The sequence below is a fragment of the Qaidamihabitans albus genome, from assembly GCF_016464705.1.
GTDB classification, from domain to species: Bacteria; Actinomycetota; Actinomycetes; order Mycobacteriales; family Pseudonocardiaceae; genus Qaidamihabitans; species Qaidamihabitans albus.
Map to the genome: position 1 here is coordinate 388,332 of NZ_JAEHOB010000002.1, position 13,869 is coordinate 402,200.

General features: G+C 70.8%; 14 protein-coding genes. 11 read left to right on the forward strand and 3 right to left on the reverse strand.

Going from position 1 to position 13,869, the window contains the following annotated elements:
• Nucleotides 1-84: 84 nt before the first annotated feature.
• Entirely contained in the window at nt 85-837 is a 753-nt protein-coding gene (locus tag JAP66_RS05105) for a TetR/AcrR family transcriptional regulator (RefSeq protein WP_199430375.1), read from the forward strand.
• Between the two features lie 21 nt (nt 838-858).
• Here the strand turns inward: JAP66_RS05105 and JAP66_RS05110 are convergent, their stop codons facing one another.
• From JAP66_RS05110 to JAP66_RS05120, 3 genes are all read right to left on the reverse strand, one after another.
• Entirely contained in the window at nt 859-1,824 is a 966-nt protein-coding gene (locus tag JAP66_RS05110; RefSeq protein WP_210769672.1) for a hypothetical protein, read from the reverse strand.
• A 42-nt stretch (nt 1,825-1,866) separates the two neighbouring features.
• Complete coding sequence (locus tag JAP66_RS05115) at nt 1,867-3,375, reverse strand: DUF6801 domain-containing protein (RefSeq protein WP_199430376.1); 1,509 nt, start codon at nt 3,373-3,375, stop codon at nt 1,867-1,869.
• A 92-nt stretch (nt 3,376-3,467) separates the two neighbouring features.
• On the reverse strand, nt 3,468-4,085 hold the full coding sequence (locus JAP66_RS05120; RefSeq protein WP_199430377.1) for a hypothetical protein: 618 nt from the start codon (nt 4,083-4,085) through the stop codon (nt 3,468-3,470).
• 540 nt (nt 4,086-4,625) lie between these two features.
• Here JAP66_RS05120 and JAP66_RS05125 point away from each other — a divergent pair.
• The 10 genes from JAP66_RS05125 to JAP66_RS05170 are packed head-to-tail and all read left to right on the forward strand — an operon-like array spanning nt 4,626 to nt 13,822.
• On the forward strand, nt 4,626-5,417 hold the full coding sequence (locus JAP66_RS05125) for an MlaE family ABC transporter permease (protein ID WP_199430378.1): 792 nt from the start codon (nt 4,626-4,628) through the stop codon (nt 5,415-5,417).
• A 4-nt stretch (nt 5,418-5,421) separates the two neighbouring features.
• Nucleotides 5,422-6,264, forward strand: a complete 843-nt coding sequence (locus tag JAP66_RS05130) for an MlaE family ABC transporter permease (protein ID WP_199430379.1) — start codon at nt 5,422-5,424, stop codon at nt 6,262-6,264.
• A complete protein-coding gene (locus JAP66_RS05135) occupies nt 6,261-7,538 on the forward strand; it encodes an MCE family protein (RefSeq protein ID WP_199430380.1) in 1,278 nt (425 codons plus the stop codon). The genes JAP66_RS05130 and JAP66_RS05135 overlap by 4 nt, the downstream gene beginning before the upstream one ends.
• A complete protein-coding gene (locus JAP66_RS05140; RefSeq protein ID WP_199430381.1) occupies nt 7,535-8,545 on the forward strand; it encodes an MCE family protein in 1,011 nt (336 codons plus the stop codon). Before JAP66_RS05135 ends, JAP66_RS05140 begins: the two co-directional genes overlap by 4 nt.
• A complete protein-coding gene (locus tag JAP66_RS05145) occupies nt 8,542-9,534 on the forward strand; it encodes an MCE family protein (protein WP_199430382.1) in 993 nt (330 codons plus the stop codon). The genes JAP66_RS05140 and JAP66_RS05145 overlap by 4 nt, the downstream gene beginning before the upstream one ends.
• Complete coding sequence (locus JAP66_RS05150) at nt 9,531-10,535, forward strand: MCE family protein (protein ID WP_199430383.1); 1,005 nt, start codon at nt 9,531-9,533, stop codon at nt 10,533-10,535. Before JAP66_RS05145 ends, JAP66_RS05150 begins: the two co-directional genes overlap by 4 nt.
• Nucleotides 10,535-11,599 carry an MCE family protein gene (locus JAP66_RS05155; protein WP_199430384.1) on the forward strand — a complete coding sequence of 355 codons (1,065 nt, stop codon included), beginning with the start codon at nt 10,535-10,537 and terminating at the stop codon, nt 11,597-11,599. The genes JAP66_RS05150 and JAP66_RS05155 overlap by 1 nt, the downstream gene beginning before the upstream one ends.
• Entirely contained in the window at nt 11,599-12,798 is a 1,200-nt protein-coding gene (locus JAP66_RS05160; protein ID WP_199430385.1) for an MCE family protein, read from the forward strand. Before JAP66_RS05155 ends, JAP66_RS05160 begins: the two co-directional genes overlap by 1 nt.
• Nucleotides 12,783-13,295, forward strand: a complete 513-nt coding sequence (locus JAP66_RS05165) for an Rv1363c family protein (protein ID WP_199430386.1) — start codon at nt 12,783-12,785, stop codon at nt 13,293-13,295. Before JAP66_RS05160 ends, JAP66_RS05165 begins: the two co-directional genes overlap by 16 nt.
• Entirely contained in the window at nt 13,292-13,822 is a 531-nt protein-coding gene (locus tag JAP66_RS05170) for a hypothetical protein (RefSeq protein WP_199430387.1), read from the forward strand. The genes JAP66_RS05165 and JAP66_RS05170 overlap by 4 nt, the downstream gene beginning before the upstream one ends.
• Nucleotides 13,823-13,869 lie beyond the last annotated feature (47 nt).

Here is a 13,869-nt window from a genome sequence, read left to right on the forward strand (position 1 = left end):
GGCTTACGCAGTCGTATTGCGTAAGTTATACGCAGAAGTAGGATGGGCTGCCAAACCGACGGGAGAGCGGAGGCCGCACAGCCCATGAACGACGGCACCGATACCGGGCTGCCCACCAGCTTCGAGCTCGCCTGGGGCGTGCGGGAGCACCCGAACAAGGGCCCGAAGCGCGGGCTCAGCCTGAACCGGATCATCGAGGCGGCGATCGGCGTCGCCGACGCCGAGGGGCTACGGGCGGTCTCGATGGGCAGGGTGGCGGCCGAGCTGGGCGCCGCACCGATGTCGCTCTATCGCTACGTCGGCACCAAGGACGAGCTGGTCACCCTCGCGGCGGACGCGGCGTACAGCCCGCCACCCGACGTGCCCGCTGCGGGGGAGGACTGGCGGCCTGCGCTCGCCCGGTGGGCTCGCGCCGAGCGGGACACCCTGCGCGCGCGGCCGTGGGTCCTCCAGGTCCCGATCAGCGGCCCGCCGACGACCCCCAACGCCGTGGCCTGGATGGAACGCGCGCTGCGCTGCCTCGAAAAGACCGGGCTGGATGCGGGTGAGCGGATGGCGACGCTGCTGCTGGTCACCGGCTATGTGCGCAGCCATATGCTGATCGAGACACAGATCGCGGCCGCTCTCGAGTCGGCGGGGCAGCCCCCCGGCGCCGAGCTCACCGGCTACGGGAGGCAGCTGGCGGCGGTCGCCGACAGGGCCCGGTTCCCGGCGCTGCACGCGGTCATCGACAGCGGGACCTTCGACGAGCCTGCCGACGACATCGACGAGGACTTCGACTTCGGGCTGGAGCGCATCCTCGACGGCATCGAGGTGCTGATCAACGCGCGGGTCTGAATGGGGGACTCGCGGGGCGGGTCACCCGGCGACCGCCGCGTGCCAGTGCTCCGCCAGCGCCCGCCCCTGCTCGGGAGCGAACTCGCCGGGTGTGTAGAAGCCGCCGAAGTAGGTCTGCGCGCCGTCCAGCACGAGGCTGTTGGCGCCGGCAGGCGACGGCAGCCCCATCTTGAGGTTGACCGCACCGTTGAGCAGGCCGAAGGCGCCACAGCCGGTGGCCCTCGGGATGGCGAACCCGTCGTCGCCCTGGTCGGCGCCGGTGAGCGCGAAGTAACCCATCGCGCCGTCCGGGTCGATGCTTCCCTCCGGGTCGAACCGCACCGGTTCCGCGGCCGGTGCGGTCAGGTTCTGCGGCCGCAGCACGATCGGCTCCGCGTCCGAGCCGAGATGGCAGTTCCGGCCCAGGAACGGGTTCTCCAGGTGGATCTTCACCGGCAGGCTCAGGATGGGCCTGCCCGCGGCGAGCCCGGCGAAGAAGTCGAAGTCGGACGGATCGCCCGCAGGCAGCACCGTGGCGGTGACGGCGTTGAGCGTGCTGTTCTCGACCTGCCGGCAGATTCCGGAGATCAGCGGGATGTCGCTCGGGCACATCAGGCCGAGCAGGCCGCCCGGCACCCGCACCGGATCCGCGACGATGGCACCTTCCGCGGGCGGCACGACCGTGTAGGTGGAACCGGTCCGCACCACGCCGAACTGGAGATCGGTCGCCCCGGTGGGCACGGTCGTCGCACCGATCGTCATCGTGCCGCTCGCCGAACGCGAGGCCAGGCACTGCGCCACCGTCCGGACGCCGTCCGCCGCCAGCATCGCCGGATCGTCGACCGGACAGCGGTTCAGCGGCGCCCACGCACCCTTGAGCGTCGGCGTGGTCGGCGTGGCTCCGGCGGTCTCCGCGACCGCCGCCGGAGCCACCCCGGCGCCCGCCGCGGCGAGCGCGACACCGACTCCGGCGACGGCGAGAAGCCGCCGCCCTCTCGACCCGAACATCGTTACCTCTTCTCGTTCCGGCGGTTCCGCGACGAAACCGCGTCAGCGGCGCGGTTCCCGGACCTCCGGCGGGCACTCCCCGCCGGTTCCGGACCGCATGCAGGGCTCGCCCTGAGTCATCTTCACGTAGTTACCCGGCCCGGAGATCGTTCCGGTGAGCAGGGGATCCAGGTCCTCGGAGACACCGCATCCGGAGAACCCGGGAATCTCGGCGATCCCGGTGAGCACGCCGCCGTCGGCCACCGTGTACTCGTCCGGGGTCTGCGGCGTGTTGTTGGCCGCGCCGCCGGTCAGCTCGACGTCCACGGGCTCGGCGGTCCGGCAGTCCGGTCCCACGTCGAGCGCAACACCGTTGACCGTGGCCTCGGAGAGCTGCATCCACATCGACACCGGCGCGACCACGCTGACCGGGAACTTGTTGTCGGCCGGATTCGGGTAGCGGTGGAACTCGACCCGGCTGTCGATCACGATGTCCGGCTGGGCGAGGGTGAGCTTCACCTTCGCCGCGACGGGCACGAAGTCGAAGGCCACCAGCGAGGAGTCCGCGGCGGGCAGGTCGAGCTGCGCGCGGGAGGTGCTGGCGATGACATACTGGCAGATGTAGCCCTCGCCCTGCTGCTCACACGGCATGAGGCGCACCTGCTCGCTGTAGACCAGCGGCAGGAACCCCGGCTCCGGAACGCCGAAACGAACCGCACCGTTCAGCTTCTCGACGTTCGAGTAGCCGGTCAGGTAGGCACAGCCGAGCGTGGGATTCGCGATCTCGGTCGGCATGTCGAAGCAGCCGGGCGGCGCGTCCTCGACCGCGAGGGGCCGCGCCCGGGAGTCCCCGGCCGCGCCCGATCCGACATCGAGGCCGCCACCGGCGTCGTCCGGCGACGACGATGAAGACGACGAGGGCACAGAAGGCACTGAAGACCCTGCGCCGCCGGGTGCGGACGTGGCCGGGGCCCCGGACACCGGCACGGCACCGAAACGCGTGTCCCCGTCCGGGCCGGGGGCGCAGGCGACCGGCAGCGGATCCGCCTCGATGGCGGCGCCGTCGGCCCCGCGTGGCACGAGCGACAGTTCCAGGCCCGCTGCCGCGAACGTGACCTCGCCGGACTCGTCCGCCGTCACCGGCGGCACGGCGCCGGATGCGGTCAGCGCCAGCTCCGCCGCCTCCGGTACCGGCGTGGTGGGTATCGACAGGTCGGACCAGACCGCGTCGGCCACCGTCTCCCCCTGGCCGACCGCGACGGTGAGCCGTGCCCGGCCCTCGACGGACGCGGCTCCGAGATCGGCCAGCGCGGCGGCCGGGACGGTCAGCGCCACCGCGACGTCCTCCGGCCGGATCGGCTCCCCCGCCGCCACGCCGGCCGGGAAACTCGCGCTGATCCGGGCACCGGTCCGCTGCTCCCCGGCGGGAAACCCGCAGGTGTAGACCAGTTCCGCGCCGTTCTCCGCCCGTTCGGCCGCCACCCCGCTGCCCGCGATCCCGGTCAGCAGAGCCGCACCGAGAGCGAGCGGAAGGGCCACCACAAGGCGGCCACGACGTCGAAGCTCCAACATGGACGACCTTCCATGGAGAATCACCTGCGGTCACGGCGGTTCCCCGGTGGCCGCCGCGTCGCGACAGCACGGCGACCACCGGGGACCATGTGCTACGGGCTGCTGACGGTGATCGGCGTCGCCGGGTCGGTGACGTCGTAGACCGCCTCGTAGGACAACTCGTCGCCGTTGTTCACCAGGCCGAAGCAGCCACTGACGTTGCTCGGCGTCAGCGTCCCGCCCGAGGTCATCGTCAGCGTGCCTGCCGCGTTGTCGTACACGCCGGGCGCGTTGCCGGTGACGTCGAAGCTGCAGCCGAACATCGAGACGTGGACGTTGACGTCCCTGACGTAGCCGGTGGACTGACCGGTCGCCGCGTCGAAGTTCTCGATCACCAGGTCGTACGGCTCGTCGGCGGGCGTGGCGGTGACCGAGCCGACCGGCCCGTTGCACCCGCTGAACGCCACGTTGATGTCGCCGACGTCGGCGGGCGTGGTGTAGGACCCGCTGGGGATCTGGCCGGACGAGGTCGACGAGGAGCAGTCGAAGCTCACGCCGGTGGTGACATCGGTGAGGACGACCAGGTTGGTGCTCGCCTCGAACGAGCCGTCGGCGTTGGGGTTGTCGACGGAGATGGACTGCTGTGCGGCGGCGGCCGGAGCCGCGGCGATCGCGACGGCCGCACCCATGGCCGCACCGGCGGTGAGAATGCTTGCTGCACGTTTACGCATCAGGATTCTTTTCCTCCCATTTTCACATACTACTGCCCGAAGGCGAATTCGATCTGCGCGGCCACGCGAGTAATCGCGCCCGCTGAATCATCGGCCGATATGGCACCGGTAGTCGTACCCAGGATCCCGCGATACCTACCGGCGAGTACGTTAGCGCGTCGGCCGGGCCGTCACAAGCGGCTCCGGTCGACATTCCCAGCGCCGGTCGCCCATTCGGCCGAGCATTTGTCAGGAAGCAACAAGAAGCACGACAACGCTTTGCGCGCACGAAGGAAGCGGCCGTGGGGCCACCGGTTTCCCCCGGGCAGGACCGTCATGCTCATGTTCGCACAATCGCTGGAAACGAAAATTATCATAATCGCACAACGTAGGGCCGGTTGCGTGGCCGTGACCAACGGATAGACGGATAGATCTTGTCATCGATCATCCATGAAGTTAGCGTACCGGCGAGTAATACACCTCTGCGAAGGCACCGCCAACCGCAGAGGAAGCCTTTGGCGTGCAATTTATCCACAGTTCTTGCGCCAGCTGGAGTAATCAGTGGTGAACCTGCGAACGACGTCCTTTCCCGGCGCCGCGGCGGTCCGGCAGACCGGCCGGCTGTACGCGCTGGGACTGGACGTCGCGCGCTGCATGTTCAAACGGCCGTTCCAGTTCCGTGAGTTCGTGCAGCAGTTCTGGTTCGTCGCCAGCGTCTCGATCCTGCCGACCGCACTCGTGTCGATCCCGTTCGGCGGCGTGATCGCGCTGCACGTCGGCTCGCTGACGACGCAGATCGGCGCGCAGTCGTTCACCGGTGCGGCGAGCGTGCTCGCGATCATCCAGCAGGCCAGCCCGATCGTCACCGCACTGCTGATCGCCGGCGCAGGCGGCTCGGCGATGTGCGCGGATCTCGGCTCGCGCACGATCCGCGAGGAGATCGACGCGATGGAGGTGCTCGGCGTCTCCCCCGTCCAGCGGCTCATCGTGCCCAGGGTGCTCGCGGCGATGGCGGTCGCGGTGTTCCTCAACGGCATGGTGAGCGTCGTCGGCGTTCTCGGCGGCTACTTCTTCAACGTGGTGATGCAGGACGGCACGCCGGGCGCCTACCTCGCCAGCTTCTCGGCGCTCGCGCAGTTGCCGGACCTGTGGATCAGCGAGATCAAGGCACTGATCTTCGGCTTCGTCGCCGGTGTCGTGGCCGCCTACCGGGGGCTCAACCCCGCGCCCGGCCCGAAGGGCGTCGGCGACGCGGTGAACCAGTCGGTGGTCATCACGTTCCTGCTGCTGTTCCTGGTCAACACCGTGCTCACCACCCTGTACCTGCAGATCGTGCCGCCGAAGGGGATGTGAGGACGTGGTGACCACCCCGACCCGGCGGGCGCTCGAATCCGTCGACCGCCGGTTCAGCTTTCTCGACACGCTCGGCGAGGCGATCCTGTTCTGTGTGCGGGCGCTCGCGTGGACACCGCGCGCCCTTCGCCGCTACACCAAGGAGATCGTCCGCCTGCTCGCCGAGGTGAGCTTCGGCAGCGGGGCGCTGGCCGTGATCGGCGGCACGATCGGCGTGATGGTCGGCATGACCATGTTCACCGGCGTGGTCGTCGGCATGCAGGGCTACACGGCGCTCAACCAGGTCGGCACGGCCGCCTTCGCCGGGTTCATCTCCGCCTACTTCAACACCAGGGAGATCGCCCCGCTCGTGGCCGGGCTGGCCCTTTCGGCGACGGTCGGCTGCGGCTTCACCGCGCAGCTCGGCGCGATGCGGATCTCGGAGGAGATCGACGCGCTGGAGGTGATGGGCGTGCCCAGCGTGCCCTACCTCGTCACCACCCGCATCCTGGCCGGTTTCCTCGCGATCATTCCGCTGTACGCGGTGGGGCTGTTGAGCTCCTATGTCGCGTCGCGGCAGATCACCGTGTGGTTCTTCGGGCAGTCGGCGGGCACGTACGACCACTACTTCGAGCTGTTCCTGCCACCCGTCGACGTGCTGTGGTCGTTCGGCAAGGTGCTGCTGTTCAGCGTCGTCATCGTGCTCACCCACTGCTTCTACGGCTTCCGCGCCTCCGGCGGCCCGGCCGGTGTCGGCGTGGCCGTGGGGCGCGCGGTGCGCACCGCGATCGTCGCGGTGAGCCTGCTCGACTTCTTCCTCAGCCTCGCGATCTGGGGCGCCACGACCACGGTGCAGGTGGCGGGATGAACCGGCGGGCACTGTTGCGCAAGCTCGGGGTCCGCACGGCGGGCGTCGCGTTCCTGCTCGTCGTCGCACTGCTTGTGACGCTGTCCGTGCGGATCTACGAGAAGGACTTCGTGCCCGCGGTCATGGTCACGCTGGAGTCCGGCCACGTCGGCAACCAGCTCCGGGAGACCTCGGCCGTCAAGGCTCGCGGCGTGGTCGTCGGAGAGGTCCGGGAGATCCGCAGCGTCGAGCACGGCGCCGAGATCCGCCTCGCACTCGATCCCGGCAAGGTCGCCAGGCTGCCCCGCGACGTCTCGGCCCTGCTGATCCCGAAGACGCTGTTCGGCGAACGCTACGTGCAACTGTCCATTCCGGAGGGCTCCACCACGCCGCCGCTGGCCGAGGGCGACGTGATCTCCCAGGACCGCTCGGCCAACGCGATCGAGCTGGAACGCGTCTTCGACGACCTGATGCCGGTGCTGCAGGCCGTGCAGCCGCAGAAGCTCGCCAGCACGCTCACCGCGGTCTCCACCGCGCTGGAGGGCCGCGGCGAGCAGATCGGCGACACCCTGGTGGCCGCCGCGGACTACCTCGAGGAGTTCAACCCCAGCCTGCCGCAGCTCAACCGGACGGTCCGCGATCTGGCCGAGGTGAGCAGGCTCTACGGCGACATCGCCCCGGACGTGCTCGACGCGCTCACCGACACGGCGGTGACCCTCGGCACCGTCGACGAGCGCGGCGCCGAGCTCGACCTGCTCTACGCGCAGGTCACCTCGGCCTCGCAGGACGTCACTGTGTTCCTGCGCAACAACAAGGAGAACCTGATCCGGCTCGCGGCAACCGGGCGGGAACCGCTGGAGCTCGCCGCGCGCTACTCCCCCAGCTTCCCCTGCACGCTCAAGGCGCTGACCGACCTGAAACCGGCGATGGACAAGGTGCTGGGCGCCGGCACGTCCCGGCCGGGGCTGCACATCGAGGCCTCCGTCACCCAGCCACGCGGCGCGTACCGGCCGGGAGCCGACGCACCCGTCTACGACGCGACCGGCGGACCGCGTTGCTACCCGAGCGGGCTGGCGCCAACGGCGGGCACGGTCGCCGCCTCCGCGGGCGACGAGGCGCACGCGCTGCTGCCGGGCGCCGGTGGTGACCTCGGCCTGCCCAACTCGCCGCAGGAGCGGGAGCTGCTCTCGACGCTGGTGGCCCCGGAACTGGGCGTCACGCCCGGCGCGGTGCCCGGGTGGAGCAGCGTGCTGATCGGGCCGCTGTACCGGGGAACGGAGGTGACGCTGAAGTGAGAAACGTCGGGGCGCCGCTGTTCAAGGGCCTGCTGTTCGTCGTCGTCACCGGTCTGGCGACCGTGCTGCTGGCCATCTCGATCGGCAACACCGGGGTCGGTGACATGGACCGTTACAGTGCCCGGTTCGTCGACGCCACCGCCCTCAACCCCGGTGACGACGTGCGCATCTCGGGGGTGCGCATCGGGCAGGTCGAGGAACTGACCGTCGTCGACCAGCACATCGCACTCGTGCACTTCTCGGTCGAGCGCCTGCGCGAGCTGCCCGCCGACGTCACCGCGACGATCAGGTACCGCAACATGATCGGACAGCGCTACATCGCGCTGGAGCGAGGTAGCGAGCAGTGGCCCGGCACGCTGGAACCGGGTGCCGAGATCCCGCTCGAGCGGACCAGCCCCGCGCTGGACCTCACGGACCTGTTCAACGGCTTCGAACCGCTGTTTCAGGCGCTGTCGCCGCAGGACGTCAACCAGCTCTCCGGCGAGATCGTGCAGGTGCTGCAGGGCGAGGGCGGCACGGTGGAGAGCCTGCTCGCGCACACCGGGTCGCTGACGTCGACGCTGGCGGGCAAGGACAAGGTGATCGGGGACGTGATCAGCAACCTGAACTCGGTGCTGAAGACGATCAACAACGAGGGCGACGCGCTCTCCACGCTCGTGTCGACGTTGCAGCGGCTCGTCTCCGGGCTCGCCGAGGACCGCGCGGCCATCGGCGAGTCGATCGAGGGCATCGCCGAGCTCAGCACGGCCACCGCGGGCCTGTTCGAGGCCGCCCGGCCGCCGCTCAAGCAGAGCATCGCCGGGCTCGGTGAGCTCTCCGGGAACCTCGTGACCGGTTCGGCCGACGTCGAACGGTTCCTCACGCTGCTGCCGGACAAGCTGGAGAGCGTCGGCACGCTCGGCAGCTACGGCTCGTGGATGAACTTCTACCTGTGCGCAGGGGTGCTCGGCACCGACCCGCCGCGAGGCGTCGCGCCGGACCCGCTGCCGGAGAGGTGCGGGCGATGAGGTCCTTCCGCGAACGCAACCCCTTCACCCTCGGCGTGGTCGGCACCGTCGCGATGGCGGCGGTCGCGGCGGCGGTCTTCAACTACGAAGAGCTGCCGATCCTCGGCGGCGGCACGACCTACCAGGCCGAGTTCGGTGAGGCGGCGGGACTGCAACCGGAGAACGAGGTGCGCGTGGCCGGGATCAAGGTCGGCAAGGTGACCGACGTGGAACTGGCCGGGGACCGGGTACTGGTTTCCTTCCGGGTGGCCGATGCCTGGGTGGGCGACAAGACCTCCGCCGAGATCAAGATCAAGACGTTGCTGGGGCAGAAGTTTCTCGCGCTGCACCCGATCGGCGCGGCGGTGCAGGACCCGGACGAGCCGATCCCGCTGCACCGCACGACGACCCCCTACGACGTCACGGCCGCGTTCGAGGACCTGGCCGGCACGGCGGGCGCCATCGACACCGAGCAGCTCGCGCGCAGCTTCCGCACGATGTCGGAGACGTTCGCGGACTCCCCCGACCACGTGCGCACCGCGCTGGAGGGGCTCACCGCGCTGTCGCGGACGATCGCCTCGCGCGACGACCAGCTCGCCGAGCTGCTCGGCAACGCCAGGACCATCGCCGGCACACTCGCCGAGTCCAGCGACGAGTTCGAGCGGCTCATCGAGGACGGCAACCTGCTGCTGACCGAGCTGGACCAGCGAAGGCAGGCCATCCACGACCTGCTCACCGGTGCGCGGCGGCTGGGCGAGCAGATCTCCGGGCTGGTCGCCGACAACCGGGCGCAGCTCGCCCCGGCACTGGAGCGCCTCGGCACCGTGACCGACATCCTCCAGCGGCACACCGGCAACCTGGAGCGCAGCATCGAGCTGGCCGCCCCGTACTTCCGCGTGGTCAACAACACCGTGGGCAACGGCCGGTGGATCGACGTCTACATCTGCGGCCTCATCCCGGAGAACCGGCATCCGTGCGAGCCGCCGCGGATCTCCGGAGGTGGCTCATGACCACGACCCGGTTCCGGCTCCGGCTGACCAGGGCGATGACCCTGCTCGTGGTGGTCGGGCTGGTCGCGGCGGGCGCGCTGTGGTGGATCTTCTCCGGTGACGGTGACAGGCGGGTGACCGCCTACTTCAGCCGCACGGTCGGCGTGTACTCCGGCTCGGACGTGCGGGTGCTCGGTGTCCGCGTCGGGCAGGTCGACGCGGTCATGCCTCGTGGCGACCGGGTCGAGGTGACTATGCGCCTCGACCACGACGTGCCCGTGGCCGCCGGGACCAGTGCCGTCATCGTCGCCCCCAGCGTGGTCGCCGACCGCTACGTGCAGCTCTCCACGCTCGGCCGGGAGGGCGAACGGATCGCCGACGGCGCGATGATCCCGGTCGAGCGCACGGCGACGCCGGTGGAGCTGGACGAGCTCTACGCGAGCCTCAACGACCTCGTCTCCGCGATCGGGCCGGACGGCGCGAACTCCGAAGGCGCGCTGTCGGAACTGCTGGACACCGGCGCGGCGAACCTGCGCGGCAACGGCGCGGCGTTCAACGAGAACGTCCGCAACTTCGCCGACCTTGCCCGCACGCTCGCCGATTCGAAGGACGACCTGTTCGGCACCATCGACCAACTGCGCCGGTTCACCGCGATGCTGGCCGGCAACGACGGCCAGGTGCGGGAGGCCAACCAGCAACTCGCGCGGGTGTGGCGGACGCTGTCGGCCGACCGGGAGGAACTGTCCGCCGCGCTGCACACGCTCGGCCGGGCACTCGGTGAGATCCAGGCGTTCGTGCGCGACAACCGCGCCGCGATCGCCGCCAATGTGGACAAGCTCGCCGAGACCACCCAGGTGCTGGTGGACAACCAGGCGGCACTGGCCGAGACGCTCGACATCGCTCCGCTGGCCGCGACGAACGTGCTCGGCGCGTTCGATCCGGACAGCGGCACGTTGCAGGGCCGGGCGAACCTGCTGGAGTACCTGCCGCTGCCCCGCACCGACTCGGGAGGTGAGCGCTGATGAGAGGCCGTGCTCTGGTCGCGGGGGTCGCGCTGTGCGCCGTGACCGCGGCCTGCTCCCCCGGCGAGTTCACCGGCATCCACGACCTGCCGCTGCCCGGCGGCGCCGACCTCGGCGACGACCCGTACCGCGTCACCGTCCAGTTCGACGACGTGCTCGACCTCGTCCCGCATGCCGCCGTGAAGGTCAACGACGTTCCGGTCGGAACCGTCGAGTCGATCGGCCTCGGCGGTGCGCGGGACTGGACCGCGGAGGCCGTGCTTGCGGTCAACGGTGACGTCGAGCTGCCCGCCGACGCGGTGGCCAACGTGCGGCAGTCGAGCCTGCTCGGCGAGAAGTTCGTCGAGCTGGCCGCACCCCACCGCGAGCCGGGCGAGGAGCGGGCCCGGCTCGCCGACGGCGCACTCATCCCGGTCTCCCGCACCAACCGGCACCCCGAGATCGAGGAGGTGTTCGGCGCGCTCTCGCTGCTGCTCAACGGTGGCGGCATCGGGCAGCTGCAGACGATCAACCGGGAGCTGTCGAACGTGCTGACCGGAAACGAGGAGCGGATCAGGTCGTTCCTCTCCGGCGTCGACGAGCTGGTGTCCAACCTGGACTCGCACCGCGGCGAGATCACCGCCGCGCTGGACGGCCTCAACCGGCTCGCGTCCACGCTGGCCGGCCGCGAGGAGCAGATCTCCGCCGCGCTGACCGAGCTGACGCCGGGGCTGCGGGCCCTGAGCGAGCAGCGCGGCGCGCTGGTGACGATGCTGCAGTCGCTCGACGAGCTCTCGACGGTGGCCGTCGACACGATCGAGCGGAGCAGGCGGGACATGGTCGCCGACCTGGAGGCGCTCGCCCCGATCCTGCGCAGGCTGGCCGACGCGGGCCAGGACCTGCCCCGGGCGCTGGAGATCCTGCCCACCTTCCCGTTCACCGATGCCGTCCTCGACGCCGTCGAGGGCGACTACCTCAACGTGTTCATCACCATGAAGCCGGATCCCGGCTTCACCGAGCCGCTGCCGCCGCTGCCGGTGCCGCCGGTGGACGGTGACGGTGATGGTGACGGAGGCTCGCCCTGATGCTCACCACGAGAATCCGCGTCCAGGTCGTCGCCTTCGTGGTCGTCGCGCTGACCACGGTCGCGTTCGTCGGCGCGAACTACGCCGGCCTGGGCAGGCTGTTCGGCGGCGGCGAGTACGTGGTGCGGCTCCAGCTCGACGACGGCGGCGGCCTGTTCACCAACGGGGAGGTCACCTACCGCGGGGTCGCGGTCGGCCGCGTGGGCGAGCTACGGCTCACCGACGACGGCATGGAGGCGGACCTGCTCATCGAGGACTCCGCGCGGGTCCCGGTGAACTCGCGGGCGGTGGTGGCCAACCGGTCGGCGGTCGGCGAGCAGTACGTCGACCTGCAACCACGCACCGACGGCGGCCCGTTCCTCGGTGACGGCTCGGTCATCCGGCGCGAGCAGACGACGCTGCCGCTGCCGGTGGAGACGCTGCTGACGAACCTCAGCGCGTTCACCGGATCGGTGCCGACCGGCTCGCTGCGCACCGTCGTGGACGAGCTCTACGACGCGATGCACGACACGGGCCCGGATCTGCAGGTGCTGCTCGACTCCTCCACGTCGTTCACGCACACGGCGGCCGCGTACCTGCCGCAGACCTCGACGCTCATCGACGACAGCGCCACCGTGCTGCGCACACAGGCCGACTCGGCGCGGGCGTGGCGCTCCTTCGGCGAGAACGCGAAGCTGTTCGCCGCCGAGCTGGCCGGCGCCGACGGCGATCTGCGCGAACTGATCGGCACCGCACCGGGCGCAGCCACCCAGCTCAGCGGCCTGCTGGAGGACACGAACCCGGGCCTGTCGGTCGTCGTGGCGAACCTGCTGACGACGGCGCGGCTGTTCGAGTCGCGCGCCGCCGGGATGGAGCAGCTGTTCGTGACGCTGCCCAAGGCCGTGGCCGCCACCTCGGCGTCGATCACGCCGGACGGCGGCGAGCTGTCGCAGGCCCTGACGTTCTTCGAGCCGCCGCCGTGCGTCGACGGGTACGAGGGCACGCCCTACCGCAGGGGCGAGGACACCGGCCCTGCGACGTTCAACACGACGGCCGCGTGCACGCTGCCCCGCGGGGACCGGCGGTCGGTGCGCGGCTCGCAGCATGCGCCCAGGGGTGGGGTGCCGGACGTGGCGGTGCCCGGTTCGGGGCCGCTCGCGGCCCCCGCCCTGCCGGCGGTGGCGACCACGCTGGAGGAGCTGCTGTGGCCGACCGGTTGACCCGCGCGGCGATCGCCGCGCTCGGCGCCGCCGCCGCGTTCGCGGGATGGGCGGGCTGGTTCTGGTTCGACGCCGCCCACGACGAGGCGCTGGCGCACGCCGCCATGCGGGACGCCGCGCTGGACGCGGGCCGGGAGCACGTCGCCCGGCTCACCACGCTGGACCACAACGACGTGGACGCCGGCATCGACCGCTGGCTTGCGGTATCCACCGGGGCACTGCGCGACGAGCTCGCCGGCACCGGCGAGGACACGAAGCGGGCGCTGCGCGAGGGCGGCACGGTGGCCACCGGCGAGGTCCTCGACGCGGCGATCAGCGAGCTCGACCCGGCCGCGGGGACCGCGCGCATGCTGGTGTCGGTGGAGATCACGACCAGCGGCGGCAATGGCGGCGAACCGGCGACCACCCGCAACCGGTTCACCGCGCAGCTGCGGCAGACCGGCGAGGGCTGGAAGCTCAGCGCGCTCGACCAGGTCCCGGTGGGAGGCGGCGGATGAGACTCCGGATCAGGTTGCCGGTGCTGCTGTTCGCGGCCGCCCTCGTGCTGGCCGGCCTCGGCGCGTACTGCGTGCTGCAGGCACATGCCCTGCGCTCGGCGGAGTCGGCCCAGAACCGGGCGCTCGTGGCCGCCGAGGAGACCGCCGAGGTGAGCGCGTCGGTGACCCACACGCTGAACAAGGTGCTCTCGTACTCCTTCGACGAGACGGCGGCGACCGAGCGGGCGGCGCAACGGCTGCTGCGCGGGCAGGCCGGGGAGAGTTACGAGCGGCTGTTCACCCGGGTGCGGGAGCTGGCGCCGGAGCAGCGGCTGGTGGTGACCACCCGGGTGGTCGGCGCCGCGGTGCAATCGCTGATCGGCGACCGGGCGCGGGTACTCGTCTTCCTCGACCAGTCGGCGAGCAGGGCGGGCGAGGGCCCCGGCGTGTCGGCCGCACAGCTGCTGGTGACGGCGGAACGCGAAGGCTCGGACGAGGACGGGAGCTCGGGCGAGGGCTGGGTCATCACCGCACTGGAGCCCCGCTAGCCGCCCCTCGTGAGTGCGCACACGAGTTAGAACACTGTTACGCACTC